Below are 19,042 nucleotides of genomic sequence, written 5' to 3'. Positions count from 1 at the left end.
CATAGGTTAGCGTGCAACAGCATTGGCCGCAAAATCTGCTTCAGGCCTAGGATTGGCGCCATTCCGGCATGTGCCGGGTCAAATTCGAGATGATATCCATCATGTCCTCCGCTGCATCGTTCCGCGTCGAAAAAGATCTGCTTGGTACCCTTGAAGTCCCTGCCGATGCCTACTACGGCATCCAGACTCTGCGCGCTGCCAACAACTTCCACCTCTCCGGTGTACCGCTGTCGCACTACCCGAAACTGGTAGTCGGCCTGGCGATGGTCAAGCAGGCAGCTGCTGACGCCAACCGTGAGCTGGGGCACTTGAGCGATGCCAAGCATGCCGCGATCAGCGCAGCCTGCGCACGACTGATCAAGGGCGACTACCACGAGCAGTTCGTGGTCGACATGATTCAAGGTGGTGCTGGTACTTCCACCAACATGAACGCCAACGAAGTCATCGCCAACATCGCGCTGGAGGCCATGGGCCACCAGAAGGGTGAGTACCAGTACCTGCACCCCAACAACGATGTGAACATGGCGCAATCGACCAACGACGCCTACCCGACCGCCATCCGCCTGGGCCTGCTGCTGGGCCACGACGCGCTGCTGGCCAGCCTCGACAGCCTGATCCAGGCCTTCGCGGCCAAGGGCAAGGAATTCGACCACGTACTGAAGATGGGCCGTACCCAGCTGCAGGACGCCGTGCCAATGACCCTGGGCCAGGAATTCCGCGCCTTCGCCACCACTATGACCGAAGACCTCAACCGTCTGCGTTCGCTGGCGCCTGAGCTGCTGACCGAAATCAACCTGGGCGGTACTGCCATCGGTACCGGCATCAACGCCGACCCGGGCTACCAAATGCTGGCCGTACAGCGCCTGGCAACCATCAGCGGCCAACCGCTGGTGCCGGCTGCCGACCTGATCGAAGCCACCTCCGACATGGGCGCCTTCGTGCTGTTCTCCGGCATGCTCAAGCGTACCGCGGTCAAGCTGTCGAAGATCTGCAACGACCTGCGCCTGCTGTCCAGCGGCCCACGCACCGGCATCAACGAAATCAACCTGCCAGCGCGTCAGCCAGGCAGCTCGATCATGCCAGGCAAGGTCAACCCGGTCATCCCGGAAGCCGTCAACCAAGTCGCCTTCGCCATCATGGGCAACGACCTGGCCCTGACCGTCGCCGCCGAAGGTGGCCAGCTGCAGCTGAACGTGATGGAACCGCTGATCGCCTACAAGATCTTCGACTCGATCCGCCTGCTCCAGCGCGCCATGGACATGCTGCGCGAGCACTGCATCGTCGGCATCACTGCCAACGAACAGCGCTGCCGTGAACTGGTCGAGCACTCGATCGGCCTGGTCACCGCCCTGAACCCGTACATCGGCTATGAAAACGCCACCCGTATTGCCCGCGTTGCCCTGGAAACCGGCCGCGGCGTACTGGAACTGGTACGTGAAGAGAAGCTGCTGGACGAAGCGATGCTCAACGACATCCTGCGTCCGGAAAACATGATCGCCCCACGTCTGGTTCCGCTGAAGGCGTAACCCGACCGCTGCACACTGTCTCACCAGGTCGAGGGACTAGACACCTCTCAACCGTTTGCAGGGCCCGAGCGCACGCTCCGGGCCCTTTTTTTTGCCCGCAGGATCCCGGCACACAACTTGCTCCATAATGCCTCCCAGCCCCACGGGAATACCGAGCATGCTGCACAGCCACCTCACCACCCTCAACGCGGTTTCGCTGATCCTCAACCTGTTCCAGGAACAAGGGTGCGAAGCCTCGGCGCTGCTGGCTGGCAGCGGCATAGGCCCGGCCGACCTTGGCCATAGCGACGCGCGCATCACTACTCAGCAAGAGCTGCAGGTGTGCGCCAACGCGGTGGCCCGACGCCAGGACATCGGCCTGGAACTGGGCCGGCGCATGCATGTGTCGTGCTACGGGATGCTCGGTTACGCCCTGCTCTCCAGTGCCACTTTGGGTGACGCCTTGCGCCTGGCATTGCAGTACCCGGCACTGCTGGGAACAGTCTTCCAGTTGCGCCTGATCGACGATGGCCAGCGTGTCTGGTTCAGCGCCAACGAGTACCGCGACGCCCCGGCACTGGCCGCGTTCAATGCCGAGTTCTGCCTGGTGTCGCTGAAAGTCATCTGCGACGACCTGCTGGGCCGCCCGTTACCGTTGCTCGGTGCCCGCTTTGAACATGCCCGGCCCGCTTACCACGCGCGCTATACCGGTGCATTCCAGTGCCCGCTCGGCTTCGATGCCGAAGACAACGCCTTTGCCTTCGAACGGCGCTGGCTGGACACACCACTACCGCTGGCCGACCCGATTACCCACAAGGCCATGAGCGAACGCTGCCGGCGCCTGAACCTGGAGTTCACCGGGCGCCAGGCGTGGCTTGGGCGGATCCGCCAGTTGCTGCTGCAGCAACTCGACGCGGCACCGGGCCTGGAAGGCCTGGCACGGCAAATGAACTGCTCGTCGCGAACCCTGCGCCGGCACCTGCAGGCACTGGGCAGCAGTTATCAACAGCTGCTTGATGAATTGCGCTTCGAACGCGCCAAACAGTTGCTGGCCGATGAGCAGATGCCGATCTACCGGATTGCCGAAACCTTGGGTTTCAGCGAGACGGCTAGCTTCCGCCACGCGTTCCAGCGCTGGAGCGGCGTGGCGCCCAGCCATTTCCGCGGCTGATCCGAACTGGCCAGCGAGCTTGGCCACATCGATCCCCTTTTGGCCGTTTGCGACGTTCTCCCTTACGCGTTGGCCCATGAGAATGGGCCAACGCCAGTACCCCCGGAGAACAACAATGCTGACGATCTATTCCGATGATCATCGCCTGCACCACGGCCGCTGCGAGCTGATCGACGGCAAGCTGATGCCCTGCTTCGAAATGCCTTCGCGTGCCGACCATGTGCTCGACCAGGTGAAAAAACGCAACCTGGGCGACATACAGGGCCCCACCGACTTCGGCCGCGCGCCGCTGCAACGCATCCACAGCGCCGACTACCTCGACTTCTTCGAAGGCGCCTGGGCACGTTGGGCCGCACAGGGCCACGACGGTGACCTGCTGCCCTTCACCTGGCCAGCGCGTACCCTGCGCCAGGTCAAGCCGACCGGCCTGCATGGCGAGTTGGGTTACTACAGCTTCGATGCCGGCGCGCCCATCACTGCCGGTACCTGGCAGGCTGCCTACAGCGCCGCGCAGGTTGCCCTCACCGCCCAGGCGGCCATCCAGCACGGCGCGCATTCGGCCTTCGCCCTGTGCCGTCCGCCAGGCCACCACGCTGCGGCCGAGGTCATGGGCGGCTATTGCTACCTGAACAATGCTGCCATTGCCGCCCAGGCTTTCCTCGACCAGGGCCGCGCCAAGGTGGCCATCCTCGACGTCGACTACCACCACGGCAACGGCACCCAGGACATCTTCTACACACGCGACGACGTGTTCTTCGCCTCGATCCACGGTGACCCGCAGGCCGAGTTCCCGTTTTTCCTCGGTTATGCCGACGAAACCGGTGAAGGCGCTGGCGTTGGCTGCAACATCAATTACCCGCTGCCGGCCGGCAGCGACTGGGCAGCCTGGAGCGCCGCCCTGGAAGCTGCCTGCCAGCGCATCGCCGATTATGACGCCGACGTACTGGTGATCTCCCTGGGCGTGGACACCTTCAAGGACGACCCGATCTCCCAGTTCAAGCTGGACAGCCCGGACTACCTGGAAATGGGCAAGCGCATCGCCCAACTTGGCAAGCCGACCCTGTTCGTGATGGAAGGCGGCTACGCTGTGGAAGAAATCGGTATCAACGCGGTCAATGTGCTGGAAGGCTTCCAGTGCGCCCAGCCAGGAGCTGAGTGATGATCCGACTGAAGCGTCTGCTCGCCCCGTTCATCGCTGCCACCCTGTTCACCGGTGCCTTGCAGGCCCAGGCCGAACAGCGCACGTTGCGTGTGTACAACTGGTTCGACTACATCACCCCGCAGACCTTGACCGACTTCCAGAAGGACAGCAGCGTCAAACTGACCTACGACATCTTCGACACCAACGAAGCGCTGGAGGCCAAGCTGCTCACCGGCAACTCGGGCTATGACGTGGTGGTGCCGTCCAACGTGTTTCTCGCCAAGCAGATCGAAGCGGGCGTGTTCCAGCCACTGGAGCGCAGCAAGTTGCCGAACTGGCAGCACCTGGACCCGGCGCTGATGAAGCTGATCGAGGCCAACGACCCAGGCAACCAGTTCGCTGTGCCCTACATGTACGGCACCGTGCTGATCGGCTTCAACCCTGCCAAGGTCAAGGCGGTGCTCGGCGACCAGGCGCCGGTGGACAGCTGGGACCTGATCTTCAAGGAGCAGAACATCGCCAAGCTCAAGCAGTGCGGCGTGGCGCTGCTCGACTCGCCGTCCGAGATCCTGCCGCTGGCGTTGCAGTACCTGGGGCTGGACCCGAACAGCCACAAACCGGGCGACTACAAGCAAGCCGAAGCCCTGCTGCTGAAGATCCGCCCACACATCACCTACTTCCATTCCTCGAAGTACATGGCCGATATCGCCAACGGCGACATCTGCGTGGCGGTCGGTTACTCCGGCAGTTTCTCCCAGGCGGCCAACCGCGCCCGGGAAGCGAAGAACGGGGTGGTGGTGGACATGCGCCTGCCCAAGGAAGGCGCGCCGATCTGGTTCGACATGCTGGCGATCCCGAAGGGGGCCGCCAACTCGGAGGATGCGCACACCTTCATCAACTACCTGCTGCGCCCAGAGGTGATTGCGCCGATCAGCGACTTTGTCGGCTACCCGAACCCGAACAAGGATGCGACCGACAAGGTCAACCCGGCGATCCGCAACAACCCCAACCTGTATCCAACGGCAGAAGCGATGGCCAAGCTTTACACGCTCAAGCCATTGTCGCGTGAAGCCGAACGAGCACGCACACGGGCCTGGACCAAGATCAAGTCCGGGACCTGAGGCATTCCGTTCGCGGGTTTAGCCGCGAAGCCGTCAGCATCATCCACTGCGCCAGGCCTTGCGCAACCGCATCAAGGCCTCGGCAATCTCCCCCTCCGGCACCGCCGCAAACCCAAGCACCAGCCCCGCGCGTTTATCCACAGGCACCTCGCTGCCCTCCAGCCAATAACTGCTCAGCGGATTCACCTCTACGCCCACCGCTTCAGCCTTGGCCACCAGCTCCTGCTCTCGCGCAACGTTATCCACATCGACCTTCACGTGCAGGCCGGCGGCGACTTCCGGCATGCCACCCAGCCCCGGAACATCCGCAGGCCATCCGGCCTTCAGCACATTGCGCCGGCTCAACGCTGCCCTGCGCATGCGTCGGATATGCCGCTGGAAGTGCCCCTGTGCCATGAACTCGGCCATCACACACTGCGTGCTGACCTCAGAATGCCGCATCGCCAGCGCCCTGCCTTGGCTGAATGCCTGCACCAGCCTTGCCGGCAGTACCAGGTAGCCGAGGCGCAGTGCCGGGAAGGCGATCTTGCCGAAAGTGCCGACGTACAGCACCCGCCCATGACGATCCAGCGCCGCCAGCGGGGCCAATGGCGCGCCGCTGTAGCGGTACTCGCCGTCGTAGTCATCCTCGATGATCCAGCCATCGCTGCGCTCGGCCCAGGCCAGCAACGCCAGGCGCCGGGCCAAGCTCATGGTCACCCCGGTCGGGTACTGGTGGGCGGGTGTGACGTAGGCCAGCCGGCAATCCTGCACCTGTTCCAGCCGCGCGCAATCCATACCCTCCTCGTCCACCGGTATGCCCGTCACCTTGCTCCCAGCCACGGCGAAGGTATGCCCGGCGGCTCGGTAGCCAGGGTTTTCCACAGCCACGCCGTCGCCCGGTTGCAACAACAACTGTGCACAAAGGCTGATGGCCTGCTGTGCACCACTGGTGATCACTATTTGTTCAGCCGTGCAAGACAGGCCGCGCGAACGGCGCAGGTAAGCCGCGATCAATTCGCGCAGCGTGCGCTCGCCGGCCGGGTCACCGTAGCCCAGTTGCGCCCGGTCCGGGTTACGCCAGAAACCCGCTTGCAGCTTGGCCCACACGCCAAACGGGAACAGGTCGAAGGCTGGAATACCGACGCGAAAAGCGCGCGGTGCGCCCGTTCTGGGCAGCGGCAAGTGGTTACTTTTCAGACGCTCCAAAGGCTCACTGGAAAGCGTGTTACTGGATAAATCATCAGTACCATCTGACGAAATTGTGGATAACCCTGTTGATAAACCCTGGGATAACCCTGTGGACAGTTGTGTGGATAGTTTTTCCAGCCGGCTCACATAGGTGCCATCGCCCACCCGGCTTTCGATGTAGCCCTCGGCATACAACTGATCGTAGGCACGCACCACGCTGTTGCGCGACAGCGCCAGCATGGTCGCCAGGTCACGGGTGGCCGGTAATCGCGTGCCACTGCCCAGCCGCCCATCCAGCACCCGCGCACGCAAGGCCTGATACAGCTGTTGGCTGAGACCGCGACGGCGGTCAAGGACGAGCCCTGCCGGGTCGAAAGGCAATACGAAAGGACGTTCGGTCATGGCATTGGACCTATCAAAACAGTTGTAAATGGATCTTACCCTGGACCAATAGCCTGCCTAGGATGGAGCCATTCGACAAGGAACCTGCGCATGTACAACAGCAAACCGCACCAGGAACACGATCGCGAGCGCTTGCACCAGCACATGCTCGATACCCGCCTGGCCGTGCTGGTCAGCCAGGGCGAACACGGCTTGCTGGCCACACACCTGCCTGTGTTGGTCGATACCGACGAGGGTGAGTTCGGCACCGTCTACGCTCACCTGGCACGCGCCAACCGCCAATGGCAGGACCTGGAGCAAGGCGGCGAAGCGCTGCTGGTATTCCCCGGCGCCGACGCCTACGTCAGCCCCGCCTACTACCCCAGCAAGGCCGAGAACCCCAAAGTGGTGCCCACCTGGAACTACCTCGCCGTGCATGCGTACGGCCCGGTGGAAGTGATCCACGAGGCAGCGCCCCTGCTTAACATCGTCAGCCGCCTGACCGATCGCCACGAAAAAGGCCGCAGCGAGCCGTGGAAAGTGGCCGACGCGCCCAGCGACTACCTCGACGGCATGCTCCGCGCCATCGTCGGCATCCGCCTACCTATCGCCCGCCTGCAGGGCGCGCGCAAGCTCAGCCAGAACCGCTCGGCGCAAGACATCGCCGGCGTGCGCGAAAGCCTGAGCAACAGCACTGATTACCTGGATAACCAACTCGCGGCGCAGATGCGCCAGCTCTGAAGGAAAGCCCCATGCCCAGCGTTACCCTGCGCCCTGTCAGCGCCCAAGACCACGCCGCCTGGCTTGCCCTGTGGCAGGCCTACCTGCGCTTCTACCAGACCGAGCTGGCTGATGAAGTCAGCCTCAGCACCTGGCAGCGCCTGCTCGACCCGAACGAGCCCACCCATTCGACCCTGGCCTGGGTCGATGGCAAGCCAGTGGGGATGGTCAACTTCATCTACCATCGTTCCAACTGGAGCATCGCGAATTCCTGCTACTTGCAGGACCTTTACGTCGACAGCACACAGCGCGGCCTGGGCATCGGCCGGCAGTTGATCGAACACGTCTACACCACGGCCAAGGCCGCCGGTTGCAGCAAGGTGCACTGGCTGACCCACGAAACCAACGCCACCGCCATCAGCCTGTACGAGCAGGTTGCCGAGCGGCCGGGCTTCATCCAATTTCGCAAAGGACTGTAGGCCGATCATGACTGACGCATTGAATTGGAAACCTGCCACAACGCCCCAGGCCGAGCCCATCGAAGGGCGTTTCATTCGCCTGGAAAAGCTCGACACCGCCCGCCATGGCGATGACCTGTGGGACGCCTTGCAGGGCCCGGCTTGCGATCCGCTGCTATGGGACTTCCTGCCCTACGGCCCTTTCACCGAGCGCGCCGCCTTCGACCGTTGGTTAGCGGCCAACGCCGAAGGCCGTGACCCGCTGTACTACACCGTCATCGACCGCAGCAACGGCCAGGCGCAAGGCATCCTCAGCCTGATGTCGATCGTACCCGACCACGGCCGCATCGAGATCGGCCACATCGCCTTCGGCGCCCCCATGCAGCGCACACCCAAAAGTACCGAGGCGGTCTACCTGCTGGCCAAACTCGGCTTCGAGCTGGGCAATCGCCGCCTGGAATGGAAGTGCAACAACGCCAATGCCCGCTCCAAGCGCGCGGCGCAACGGTTCGGCTTCCAGTTCGAGGGGGTGTTCCGCAAGCACCTCGTGGTCAAGGACCATAACCGCGATACGGCGTGGTATTCGATCACTGATGATGAATGGCCAAAGGTGGCGGCCGGGTTCGAGCGGTGGTTGAGCGACGGGAATCAGCGGCCTGAGGGGCAAGTCAGCAGCTTGGAGACCTGCCGCAATCAAATCTGAGGGGCAACTCAGGCGCCAGCTTGGATCACTTGACGCTGGCGTCTGACAACGCCCATTTGCATCCTGCCAAATGCCATCGGCAAACACCTGAACTGTCAGCGGGTACATGAGGGGCCTGCTGAACGAAAATATGCATTTTAATGCACAAAAAAAGGGGAGCATCCGCTCCCCAGAGGTTAACCGCTTGTAGATGAAGGCTTCTGTCAGCCCTCGATCTCGATCAGGATTTCACCCGGCGTCACGCGATCGCCCTTGGCCACATGGATGGCCACGACCTTGCCGGTGATGGCAGCCTGCACTTCGGTTTCCATCTTCATCGCTTCGGTGATCAACACGGCCTGGCCGGCCTTGACCGTGTCGCCCTCCTTGACCAGCACATCGACGATGTTGCCGGGCATGGTGGTGCTGACGTGGCCTGGGGCGCTGGCTTGCTTGCGCTTGCTGCTGCCACCGCCGACGAACTCGTTGAGCGGCTCGAACACCACTTCTTCCGGCATGCCGTCGATCGAGAGGTAGAAGTGACGCTTGCCTTCAGCCTTGACGCCGACACCGGTGATGTCGACGCGGTAGGTTTCGCCGTGCACGTCGATGACGAACTCGGTCGGCACGCCTTCGCCGCCTGGGGCAGCCACTGCGCCGGCTTCCGGGATCGGCAGCAGGGCTTCGGGGGTGAGGGTGCCGGCATCGCGTTCTTCGAGGAACTTGCGGCCAATGTCCGGGAACATGGCGAAGGTCAGCACGTCTTCTTCACTGCGCGCCAACGCGCCGATGTCGGCACGCAGCTTGGCCATTTCCGGCTTGAGCAGGTCGGCCGGGCGCACGTCGATTACTTCTTCGCTGCCGATCGCCTGGCGGCGCAGTTGCTCGTTGACCACACCTGGGGCTTTGCCGTAACCGCCTTGCAGGTACAGCTTCACCTCATTGGTGATGGTCTTGTAGCGCTCGCCGGCCAGCACGTTGAAGAACGCCTGGGTGCCGACGATCTGCGAGGTCGGGGTCACCAGTGGCGGGAAGCCAAGGTCTTCGCGCACCCGCGGGATCTCCGCCAGCACTTCGTTCATGCGGTTGAGCGCGCCCTGCTCCTTGAGCTGGTTGGCCAGGTTGGAAATCATCCCGCCTGGTACCTGGTTGACCTGCACACGGGTGTCCACGGCGGTGAACTCGCTTTCGAACTGGTGGTACTTCTTGCGCACAGCGTAGAAGTACAGGCCGATCTCCTGCAGTAGCTCCAAGTCCAGGCCGGTATCGAACTCGCTGCCCTTGAGCGCGGCGACCATCGACTCGGTGCCCGGGTGGCTGGTGCCCCAGGCGAAGCTGGAGATGGCGGTGTCGATGTGGTCAGCGCCGTTTTCCACCGCCTTGAGCTGGCACATGGCAGCCAGGCCGGCGGTGTCGTGGGAGTGGATGAACACCGGCAGCGACTGCTCGGCTTTCAGCGCCTTGACCAGCTCGCCGGTGGCGTACGGGGTCAGCAGGCCGGCCATATCCTTGATCGCCACCGAGTCGCAACCCATGGCTTCCATCTGCTTGGCCTGGTTCACGAAGGCTTCGATGGTGTGCACCGGGCTGGTGGTGTAGGCGATAGTGCCCTGGGCGTGCTTGCCGGCAGCCTTCACTGCCTCGATGGCCACGCGCAGGTTACGCACGTCATTCATGGCATCGAAGATGCGGAACACGTCGATACCGTTGGCCGCGGCCTTGGCCACGAAGGCCTTGACCACGTCATCGCTGTAGTGGCGGTAACCCAGCAGGTTCTGCCCGCGCAGGAGCATCTGCAGGCGGGTGTTGGGCAAGGCATTACGCAGTTTGCGCAGGCGCTCCCACGGGTCTTCCTTGAGGAAGCGCACGCAGGCATCGAAGGTGGCGCCGCCCCAGACTTCCAGCGACCAGTAGCCGACCTTGTCTAGCTTGTCGCAGATCGGCAGCATGTCTTCGGTACGCATGCGGGTGGCCAGCAGGGACTGGTGGGCGTCGCGCAGGATCGTGTCGGTTACGTGGATTTTCTTGAACATTATTAGGTTCCTCACAGGCCTGCGTGGGCGGCGATGGCGGCGGCGATGGCCAGGGCCAGCTCTTCGGGTTTGCGCTTGATCGAGTAGTTGGTCAGTTCAGGGTGGCTTTCGACGAAGCTGGTGTTGAACTGGCCGCTACGGAATTCAGGGTTGCGCAGGATTTCCTGGTAGTACGCGGCGGTGGTCTTCACACCTTGCACGCGCATGTCGTCCAGGGCCCGCAGGCCGCGGTCCATGGCTTCTTCCCAGGTCAACGCCCAGACCACCAGTTTCAGGCACATGGAGTCGTAGAACGGCGGAATGGTGTAGCCGGTGTAGATCGCCGTGTCGGTGCGCACGCCCGGGCCGCCGGGGGCGTAATAACGGGTGATCTTGCCGAAGCTGGGCAGGAAATTGTTTTTCGGGTCTTCGGCGTTGATGCGGAACTGCAACGCGAAGCCGCGGTGCTGGATATCTTCCTGCTTGACCGACAGCGGCAGGCCCGAGGCGATACGGATCTGCTCGCGGACAATATCGATACCGGTGATTTCTTCGGTGATGGTGTGTTCCACCTGCACCCGGGTGTTCATCTCCATGAAGTACACCTCGCCCTCGGCGAGCAGGAACTCCACGGTACCGGCGTTCTCGTAGTTCACCGCCTTGGCTGCACGCACCGCCAGGTCACCGATGTAGGCGCGCTGTTCGGGCGTGAGCTGCGGGCTCGGGGCAATTTCGATGAGCTTCTGGTTACGGCGCTGGATCGAGCAGTCGCGCTCGAACAGGTGCACCACGTTGCCGAAGCTGTCACCGAGAATCTGCGCCTCGATGTGCTTGGGGTTGACGATGCACTTTTCCAGGAACACTTCCGCCGAACCGAAGGCCTTGGTAGCCTCGGAAATCACACGAGGGAAGTTCTGCTCCAGTTCTTCACGGCTGTTGCAACGGCGGATACCACGCCCGCCACCGCCCGAGGTGGCCTTGAGCATCACCGGGTAACCGATGCGCTCACCTTCGCTCAGGGCTTCGTGAATGTCGGCTACGTTGCCTTCGGTGCCAGGGGTCACGGGCACCCCGGCCTGGATCATGGTGCGGCGCGCTTCGGTCTTGTCGCCCATGCGGCGAATCACGTCGGCGGCCGGGCCGATGAACTTGATCCCGCGCTCGGCGCAGATTTCTGCCAGTTCAGCGTTTTCCGACAGGAAACCATAGCCCGGGTGCAGAGCATCACAGCCGGTTTCCACAGCAAGGTTGACCAGCTTGCGCGGGTTCAGATAGCCGGCCAGCGGCTCGGCACCAATGCTGTAGGCCTCGTCGGCGCGCTTGACGTGCAAGGCGTGACGGTCGGCGTCGGAATAGATCGCGACAGAGCGAATGCCCATCTCGGCGCAGGCTCGCACGATCCGAACTGCGATTTCACCCCGGTTGGCGATCAGGATTTTTTTTATCACTGGAGTCTTCCCAAAGCCGTAGGAACAGTCGAGCCGGTTCTACCGGTCGGCGCGTGACCAGACGTCGCTGGCCAGTCGCATATTCACCCTAGCGCTGTAGGTCGATAAACAAAAATCAATATTTGTTAGAGGCAGTATTAGCAAAAGCTTATAGTTCGGTAACAAGGTTTTGCCAAGGCGGGGTTAAAAATGCGTAAGTCATTGATGCGTATGACTTTGCGTCAATTACAGATCTTTAACGAGGTGTGTGATTTGCGCTCCTACAGCCGCGCTGCGGAGGAGATGGCGCTGACGCAACCCGCCGTTAGTCTACAGATCCGTCAATTGGAGGAGCTCGTAGGCCAACCGCTGTTCGAGTACGTCGGCAAGAAGCTGTACCTCACTGAGGCAGCCGAAGCCCTGCAGCGTGCCAGTCGGGATATCTTCGGGCGCCTGGAAAGCCTCGACATGCAGCTGTCTGACATGCAGGGGTCACTGCAGGGGCAGCTGAAGCTGGCGATCGAGTCCAGTGCCAAGTACTTCGTGCCACACCTGTTCGCCGCCTTCAAGCAGCGTCACCCGGAAGTCAACCTGACACTCACGGTGGTCAACCGCGCCCAGGCCATCCGGCGCCTTTCCGACAACCGTGACGACCTGATCATCATGTCCATGGTGCCGCAGGACATGGGCTTGGAATTCCTGCCGTTTCTCAACAACCCGATCATCGCCGTGGCGCCGCCGGAGCATGCGCTGTGCAACCTCGAGCAACTGCGCCTGCAAGACCTGGAACCTCATACCTTGCTGGTCCGTGAACAGGGTTCGGGCACGCGCAAGGCTTGCGAGGAGTACTTCAAGGACAAGCGCGTGCACTTCACCCAGACGCTGGAGGTGGCCTCGGCGGACGCCCAGCGTGAATGCGTGATTGCAGGCCTGGGCATTGCCTTGCTGACGCGCCATGCGGTGAACATGGAACTGGCCACGGGCATGCTCAAGGAACTGCCGGTGGACGAACTGCCACTGTACCGAAGCTGGTGCGTGGTACAGGCCAAGGCCAAGCGGCAATCACCGGTGGCGTTAGCCTTTTTGGCGTTCATCCGCAGCGAACGTGCGCTGATCAGCGCCCTTGTTGAGCGTTTTTCGGGGAAGCTGCCGCTGAAGACTGCCACACCGTGAGCGCTTGCAGCTCAGGGTAGTCCGCCAGGTCGCGGAGAAGTTGTCGTTGGTCGCAATAGCTTTCGATCGCGCGGCGGTATTCCATGCGGCGCTGATCCCTTTCCTGCTGTTTGCGAGCCTTGGCGTTAGGTTGATACGAGCCATCGAAGTCACGAGCCATGCCTGTCTCCCTGATCGAGTGCGGGGAGTTTCAGACTGGCCTCTGAGGTTTACCGTTTCAATGAGAAATGGTGACAAATCGATGAACATCGTCGCTCGTTGCCGGCGGGCTCGATCAGTCGTCCATCGCCTTGATCGACTTGGGCGACAAGCGCAGGCTGCGCAAGCTGCGCTTGACGCTCTTGAGGTGGTTGACCAGGCTCGGCCCACGGGCCATGGCCACGCCCATGGCCAGCACGTCGATCACCACCAGGTGGGCGATACGCGAGGTCAGCGGGGTATAGATTTCGGTGTCTTCGTGCACATCGATCGCCAGGTTGACGGTGGACAATTCCGCCAGCGGCGTCTGGCTCGGGCACAGGGTGATCAGGTTGGCACCGCTCTCACGCACCAGGTTGGCGGTGATCAGCAAGTCCTTGGAACGCCCCGACTGGGAAATGCACACCGCCACATCGCCCGGCTTGAGCGTGACTGCCGACATCGCCTGCATGTGCGGGTCGGAGTAGGCAGCGGCGCTGAGCAATAGACGGAAGAACTTGTGCTGCGCGTCGGCAGCGACCGCCCCGGACGCACCGAAACCATAGAACTCCACACGTTGCGCCTTGGCCATGGCACTCACCGCCTGCTGCAAGGCATGCGGGTCGAGGTGCTCACGTACCTCCATCAAAGTATGCAGCGTGGTGTCGAAAATCTTCAGGCTGTAGTCGGCTACCGAGTCGTCTTCATGGATCGCGAACTGGCCGAAACTGGCACCTGCGGCCAGGCTCTGCGCGAGCTTGAGCTTGAGGTCCTGGAAGCCCGAACAGCCGATCGCCCGGCAGAAACGCACGATGGTCGGCTCGCTGATGCCCACGTTGTGCGCCAGGTCGGCCATCGAGCTGTGCATGACGGCAGCTGGGTCGAGCAGCACATGGTCGGCCACTTTCAGTTCCGATTTGCGCAGCAGGTGGCGCGATTGGGCGATATGTTGCAACAGATTCACGGGCTGGACTCGGTTATGATCGACTGGCCGGGATGTAGCTTTCTTGTAGTTATACTACATGGACGCCAACCCGCCCAGTTAAACGAACGTGGAGAGTGGCTGTTTGACTATTCCTTGCGACATTCTGGTATTCGGTGGCACCGGTGATCTTGCCTTGCACAAACTACTGCCGGCGCTCTACCACCTGTATCGCGAGGGGCGTCTGGACATCGCCGTGCGCATCATTGCCCTGGCCCGGCGCAACCTATCGCGCAACGAATACCTCAAGCTTGCCGAACGCCATTGCCGGGCACAGATTGCCCGCAACGATTTCGACGAAGACGTGTGGCAACGCTTTGCCGCCCGCCTCGACTACTTCCCCATGGATGCTTCACAAAGCGCCGACTTCGGTCGCCTGGCACGCTACCTCGGCGAGCCGGGTGGGCTGACCCGCATCTACTACCTGGCCACTGCCCCCAACCTGTTCGTACCGATTGCCAACCACCTGCGCGTAGCCGGGCTGGCCGACCCCGAAGCGCGCATCGTGCTGGAAAAACCGATCGGCCATTCACTGGCCTCGGCCACCGCAATCAACGAAGCGATCGGCGCAGTGTTCGACGAACCGCAGGTGTTTCGCATCGACCACTACCTGGGCAAGGAAACCGTGCAGAACCTCATGGCCTTGCGCTTCGCCAACGCTCTGCTCGAGCCGGTATGGCGCAACGGGCAGGTCGACCATGTGCAGATCAGCGTGTGCGAAACGCTCGGGGTAGAGAACCGCGGCGGTTACTACGACCGCTCGGGTGCAACCCGTGACATGCTGCAAAATCACCTGCTGCAGCTGCTTTGCCTGGTGGCCATGGAGCCGCCTGCTCAATTCGAAGCCGAGGCGGTGCGCGACGAGAAGGTGAAAATTTTGCGCGCGCTCAAGCCGATCACCGGCCAGGACGTGCAGGACAAGACCGTGCGCGGTCAGTACGGCGCCGGGCACATCGGCGGCCAGGAAGTGCCCGCCTACTACTTCGAGAAGGATGTGGACAACGACAGCGACACCGAAACCTACGTCGCCGTGCACGCCCACATCGACAACTGGCGCTGGGCGGGCGTGCCCTTCTACCTGCGCACTGGCAAACGCATGGCGCGGCGTTCGTCGCAGATCGTCATCCAGTTCAAGCCCGTGCCGCACGAGCTGTTCAGCGGTGGCCAGGTCAACCAGTTGCTGATCCAGTTGCAGCCTGAGGAGCGCATCAGCCTGCGCATGATGACCAAGACCCCGGGCAAGGGCATGCGCCTGGAACCGGTGGAGCTGGACCTCAACCTGGCGCAGGTGTTCGGCCAGACGCGCCGCTGGGAGGCCTATGAACGCCTGCTGCTGGACGTGCTGGAGGGCGATTCGACGTTGTTCATGCGGCGTGACGAAGTGGAAGCCGCCTGGGCCTGGATCGACCCGATCATCAAGGGCTGGGAGGAGCACTTCCAGGCACCCCGCCACTATGCCGCCGGCAGTAACGGCCCGGAGCAGGCCAACAGCCTGCTGGCCAGGCACGGCAGGCACTGGCATGGCTGAAGCCCCCACACCGCTCACCGATGAGCGGCGGTGTCCCGGGGTGAATATTTATACAGTGGGTGTTTGCCCCGTAACCGGCCTGCCCCTAGAATGGCCGGATGCACACAGATGACCTCTCCCTCCTGCTGAACTCCCTCAACGATGCCCAACGCCAGGCCGTCGCGGCCTCGCTCGGGCGTCAGCTGGTGCTTGCTGGCGCCGGCTCCGGTAAAACCCGCGTGCTGGTGCACCGCATCGCCTGGCTGATCCAGGTCGAGCAGGCCTCGCCGCATTCGATCCTGTCGGTGACCTTCACCAACAAGGCTGCCGCCGAGATGCGCCAGCGGATCGAGCAACTGCTGGGCATCAACCCGGCGGGCATGTGGGTGGGTACCTTCCACGGCCTGGCGCACCGCCTGTTGCGCGCGCACTGGCAGGAAGCGCGCCTGGTGCAGAACTTCCAGATCCTCGACAGCGATGACCAGCAGCGCCTGGTCAAGCGGGTGATCCGCGAACTGGGTCTCGATGAGCAGCGCTGGCCAGCGCGCCAGGCCCAGTGGTTCATCAACGGGCAGAAGGACGAAGGCCTGCGCCCGCAGCATATCCAGGCCAGCGGCGACCTGTTCCTGGGCACCATGCGCAGCATCTATGAGGCCTACGAACAGGCTTGCGAACGCGCCGGGGTGATCGACTTCTCCGAACTGCTGCTGCGCGCCCTCGACCTCTGGCGCGACAACCCGAGCTTGCTCGCGCACTACCAGCAGCGCTTCCGCCACCTGCTGGTGGACGAGTTCCAGGACACCAACGCCGTGCAGTACGCCTGGTTGCGCTTGCTGGCGGGCAATGGCGGCGGCAGCCTGATGGCCGTGGGCGACGATGACCAGTCGATCTACGGCTGGCGCGGCGCCAAGATCGAGAACATTCACCAGTACACCGCCGACTTCCCCGACGCCGAGATGATCCGCCTGGAGCAGAACTACCGCTCCACCAGCGGCATCCTCAAGGCCGCCAACGCCTTGATCGCCAACAACAGCGGGCGCCTGGGCAAAGAGCTGTGGACCGACCTGGGCGAAGGCGAACCCCTCACCCTTTATGCGGCCTACAACGAGCACGACGAAGCGCGCTACGTGGTCGAGACCATAGAGAGCTTGATCAAGCAAGGCCAGTCGCGCAGCGAAATCGCCATCCTTTATCGTTCCAACGCCCAGTCGCGGGTGCTGGAAGAGGCTTTGTTGCGCGAGCGTATCCCCTACCGCATCTATGGTGGCCAGCGCTTCTTCGAGCGGGCCGAAATCAAGAACGCCATGGCCTACCTGCGCCTGCTCGAAGGCCGTGGCAACGACGCGGCGCTGGAGCGGGTAATCAATGTGCCGCCACGCGGCATTGGCGAGAAGACCGTCGAAGCCATCCGCGAGCATGCCCGCCACAGCCAGCTGTCGATGTGGGGCGCCATGTGCCAGCTGCTCGCCGCCAAGGCCCTCAAAGGCCGTGCCGCCAGTGCGTTGGGCGCGTTCATCGAGCTGATCGAGAACCTATCGGGCAAAGTCGCCGACCTGCCGCTGCACAGCATGACCCAGACGGTCATCGAGCAGTCCGGCCTGATCCTCTATCACCAGGAAGAAAAAGGTGAAAAGGGCCAGGCACGGGTAGAAAACCTTGAGGAACTGGTCAGCGCCGCACGCAACTTCGAAACCAGCGACGATGACGGCGACCTCTCGCCGCTGTCGGCCTTCCTCGGCCACGCCTCGCTGGAAGCCGGCGATGCCCAGGCTGACGAGCACGAAGACAGCATCCAGCTCATGACCCTTCACAGCGCCAAAGGGTTGGAATTCCCCTATGTGTTTCTGGTGGGCATGGAAGAAGGCCTGTTCCCGCACAAGATGAGCCTGGAAGAGCCCGGCCGTCTGGAAGAAGAACGCCGCCTGGCTTATGTGGGCATTACCCGCGCCATGCGCCAGCTGTTCATGACCTATGCCGAAACGCGCCGCCTGTATGGCAGTGAAACCTACAACAAGGTGTCACGCTTCGTACGGGAAATTCCGGCGGGCCTGGTTCAGGAAGTGCGCCTTTCCAATAGCGTCAGCCGCCCGTTCGGCGGCGCCAAGAGCACCAGCGCCAGCAACCTGTTCGCCAATGCCAACATTCCGCAGACCGCCTTCAACCTCGGCCAGCGGGTGCAGCATTCGGTCTTCGGTGAAGGGGTGATCCTCAACTTCGAAGGTTCCGGCGCCCAGGCGCGGGTGCAGGTCAACTTCGCCGAAGGCAGCAAGTGGCTGATGCTGGGGTATGCCAAGCTCGAAGCTATATAAGCCAGCACCGGCCTGTGGGGGCAATCCCGCCACAGGCCGGAACAGGCCGCTTTGTAACATTCAGGCAAAAGCTAGAAACATTATGTCGCTGGTCATGTGCCAGGGAACCTGTGCACCATGACGCGCGTGCAATCCACAACAGGGGATATCCCATTTATGCAACGTTTTCTTAGCATCGCACTGGCGCTCTGCGTCGGCCTGACGCTGAGCCTGGACGCCAACGCCAAGCGCTTCGGCGGCGGCAAGAGCTCGGGCTCCGCGCCTATCCACCAGACTCGCCAGGCTACGCCAACCACGCCTGCCGCCGCGCCGACCGCTCCTGGCCGTGCTCCGGCCGCCGCCAGCGGTGCTTCGCGCTGGCTGGGCCCACTCGCCGGCCTCGCCGCCGGTGGCCTGCTGGCGTCCATGTTCATGGGTGATGGCTTCGAGGGCTTCCAGATCATGGACTTCCTGATCGTCGCCTTGATCGCCTTCCTGGTGTTCCGCTTCATCGCCGCCCGCCGTCGCCAACAGCAGCCGCAAATGGCCGCTCCGGGCCACGCGCCGTTCCAGCGTGAAGCGCACGGCCAGCCTGCCCAGCCGTCGATCTTCGGTGGCTCGGCTGCACCGGCTGCTGCAGCTGCTCCGGTCATCAACGCCCCGGCATGGTTCAACGAGAAGAGCTTCCTGGCCGCAGCGCAAAGCCACTTCCAGTCGCTGCAGCAGCACTGGGATGCCAACGAGATGGACAAGATCGCCGAGTTCGTCACGCCGCAGATGCTTGAGTTCCTCAAGCGCGAACGTGCCGACCTGGGTGATGGCTTCCAGGCCACGTACATCGACAACCTTGAAGTGCAACTGGACGGTGTCGACGATCGCGCCGACCGTACCGACGCCACCCTGACCTTCCGTGGCGTGTCGAAGACCTCGCGCTTCGACCAGGGCGAAGCCTTCAGCGAAAGCTGGCACATGGTTCGCGCCCAGGGCGAGAACCAGCCTTGGCTGGTCGCCGGTATCCGCCAAAACGGTTAACCGACGCACGTTGCACAAAAAACCCCGGGCCTGCCCCGGGGTTTTTGCTTTTGCCAGACCGGCCTACTAGGGTATAACGCGCAGCGTTGTCATCA

General features: G+C 62.7%; 16 protein-coding genes. 11 read left to right on the top strand and 5 right to left on the bottom strand.

Annotated features, from left to right (window positions below; translation table 11 throughout):
• The first annotated feature begins 101 nt into the window (after window positions 1-101).
• From aspA to ACIPIJ_RS15455, 4 genes are all read left to right on the top strand, one after another.
• Entirely contained in the window at window positions 102-1,526 is a 1,425-nt protein-coding gene (aspA, locus tag ACIPIJ_RS15470; protein WP_400801580.1) for an aspartate ammonia-lyase, read from the top strand.
• 157 nt (window positions 1,527-1,683) lie between these two features.
• Entirely contained in the window at window positions 1,684-2,676 is a 993-nt protein-coding gene (locus ACIPIJ_RS15465; protein ID WP_401077921.1) for an AraC family transcriptional regulator, read from the top strand.
• 115 nt (window positions 2,677-2,791) lie between these two features.
• Window positions 2,792-3,835 carry a histone deacetylase family protein gene (locus tag ACIPIJ_RS15460; RefSeq protein WP_401077918.1) on the top strand — a complete coding sequence of 348 codons (1,044 nt, stop codon included), beginning with the start codon at window positions 2,792-2,794 and terminating at the stop codon, window positions 3,833-3,835.
• Window positions 3,835-4,938, top strand: a complete 1,104-nt coding sequence (locus ACIPIJ_RS15455; protein ID WP_401077915.1) for a polyamine ABC transporter substrate-binding protein — start codon at window positions 3,835-3,837, stop codon at window positions 4,936-4,938. The genes ACIPIJ_RS15460 and ACIPIJ_RS15455 overlap by 1 nt, the downstream gene beginning before the upstream one ends.
• 39 nt (window positions 4,939-4,977) lie before the next feature.
• Here the strand turns inward: ACIPIJ_RS15455 and ACIPIJ_RS15450 are convergent, their stop codons facing one another.
• Window positions 4,978-6,510, bottom strand: coding sequence for a PLP-dependent aminotransferase family protein (locus ACIPIJ_RS15450; RefSeq protein WP_401077912.1), 1,533 nt, complete (start codon window positions 6,508-6,510; stop codon window positions 4,978-4,980).
• Between the two features lie 90 nt (window positions 6,511-6,600).
• Between ACIPIJ_RS15450 and ACIPIJ_RS15445 the strand changes: the two genes are divergently transcribed.
• Genes ACIPIJ_RS15445 through ACIPIJ_RS15435 form a run of 3 tightly spaced genes read left to right on the top strand, consistent with a single transcriptional unit; the run spans window position 6,601 to window position 8,370 of the window.
• Window positions 6,601-7,230, top strand: a complete 630-nt coding sequence (locus ACIPIJ_RS15445; protein WP_401077910.1) for an FMN-binding negative transcriptional regulator — start codon at window positions 6,601-6,603, stop codon at window positions 7,228-7,230.
• Between the two features lie 11 nt (window positions 7,231-7,241).
• Window positions 7,242-7,688: a GNAT family N-acetyltransferase gene (locus ACIPIJ_RS15440; protein WP_401077907.1), complete on the top strand. Its 447-nt coding sequence runs from the start codon at window positions 7,242-7,244 to the stop codon at window positions 7,686-7,688.
• 7 nt (window positions 7,689-7,695) lie between these two features.
• Window positions 7,696-8,370 carry a GNAT family N-acetyltransferase gene (locus ACIPIJ_RS15435; protein ID WP_401077904.1) on the top strand — a complete coding sequence of 225 codons (675 nt, stop codon included), beginning with the start codon at window positions 7,696-7,698 and terminating at the stop codon, window positions 8,368-8,370.
• Window positions 8,371-8,573: 203 nt separating this feature from the next.
• Here the strand turns inward: ACIPIJ_RS15435 and oadA are convergent, their stop codons facing one another.
• On the bottom strand, window positions 8,574-10,382 hold the full coding sequence (oadA, locus tag ACIPIJ_RS15430) for a sodium-extruding oxaloacetate decarboxylase subunit alpha (RefSeq protein ID WP_401077901.1): 1,809 nt from the start codon (window positions 10,380-10,382) through the stop codon (window positions 8,574-8,576).
• 11 nt (window positions 10,383-10,393) lie between these two features.
• Window positions 10,394-11,809 (bottom strand): acetyl-CoA carboxylase biotin carboxylase subunit, encoded by a 1,416-nt coding sequence (locus tag ACIPIJ_RS15425; protein ID WP_401077898.1) that lies wholly within the window; start codon window positions 11,807-11,809, stop codon window positions 10,394-10,396.
• A 204-nt stretch (window positions 11,810-12,013) separates the two neighbouring features.
• Between ACIPIJ_RS15425 and ACIPIJ_RS15420 the strand changes: the two genes are divergently transcribed.
• Window positions 12,014-12,961 carry a LysR family transcriptional regulator gene (locus ACIPIJ_RS15420; protein ID WP_401078950.1) on the top strand — a complete coding sequence of 316 codons (948 nt, stop codon included), beginning with the start codon at window positions 12,014-12,016 and terminating at the stop codon, window positions 12,959-12,961.
• Here the strand turns inward: ACIPIJ_RS15420 and ACIPIJ_RS15415 are convergent.
• Window positions 12,903-13,121 (bottom strand): PA3496 family putative envelope integrity protein, encoded by a 219-nt coding sequence (locus tag ACIPIJ_RS15415; protein WP_401077895.1) that lies wholly within the window; start codon window positions 13,119-13,121, stop codon window positions 12,903-12,905. The genes ACIPIJ_RS15420 and ACIPIJ_RS15415 overlap by 59 nt on opposite strands.
• A gap of 114 nt (window positions 13,122-13,235) precedes the next feature.
• Window positions 13,236-14,102 (bottom strand): transcriptional regulator HexR, encoded by an 867-nt coding sequence (gene hexR, locus ACIPIJ_RS15410; protein ID WP_400801598.1) that lies wholly within the window; start codon window positions 14,100-14,102, stop codon window positions 13,236-13,238.
• 103 nt (window positions 14,103-14,205) lie between these two features.
• Here hexR and zwf point away from each other — a divergent pair, with 103 nt between their 5' ends.
• The 3 genes from zwf (at window position 14,206) to ACIPIJ_RS15395 (ending at window position 18,947) form a co-directional block, all read left to right on the top strand.
• Window positions 14,206-15,648, top strand: a complete 1,443-nt coding sequence (gene zwf / locus ACIPIJ_RS15405) for a glucose-6-phosphate dehydrogenase (RefSeq protein ID WP_401077893.1) — start codon at window positions 14,206-14,208, stop codon at window positions 15,646-15,648.
• A gap of 98 nt (window positions 15,649-15,746) precedes the next feature.
• Window positions 15,747-17,936, top strand: coding sequence for a DNA helicase II (gene uvrD, locus ACIPIJ_RS15400; protein WP_401077890.1), 2,190 nt, complete (start codon window positions 15,747-15,749; stop codon window positions 17,934-17,936).
• Window positions 17,937-18,092: 156 nt separating this feature from the next.
• Complete coding sequence (locus tag ACIPIJ_RS15395; RefSeq protein WP_401077888.1) at window positions 18,093-18,947, top strand: Tim44 domain-containing protein; 855 nt, start codon at window positions 18,093-18,095, stop codon at window positions 18,945-18,947.
• Window positions 18,948-19,042 lie beyond the last annotated feature (95 nt).

It is taken from the genome of Pseudomonas sp. NPDC087185, from assembly GCF_044744955.1.
In the GTDB taxonomy this organism is placed as follows: Bacteria; Pseudomonadota; Gammaproteobacteria; order Pseudomonadales; family Pseudomonadaceae; genus Aquipseudomonas.
The sequence above is the reverse complement of the archived record's forward strand: the minus strand, read 5'-3'. Positions and strand labels throughout refer to the sequence as shown.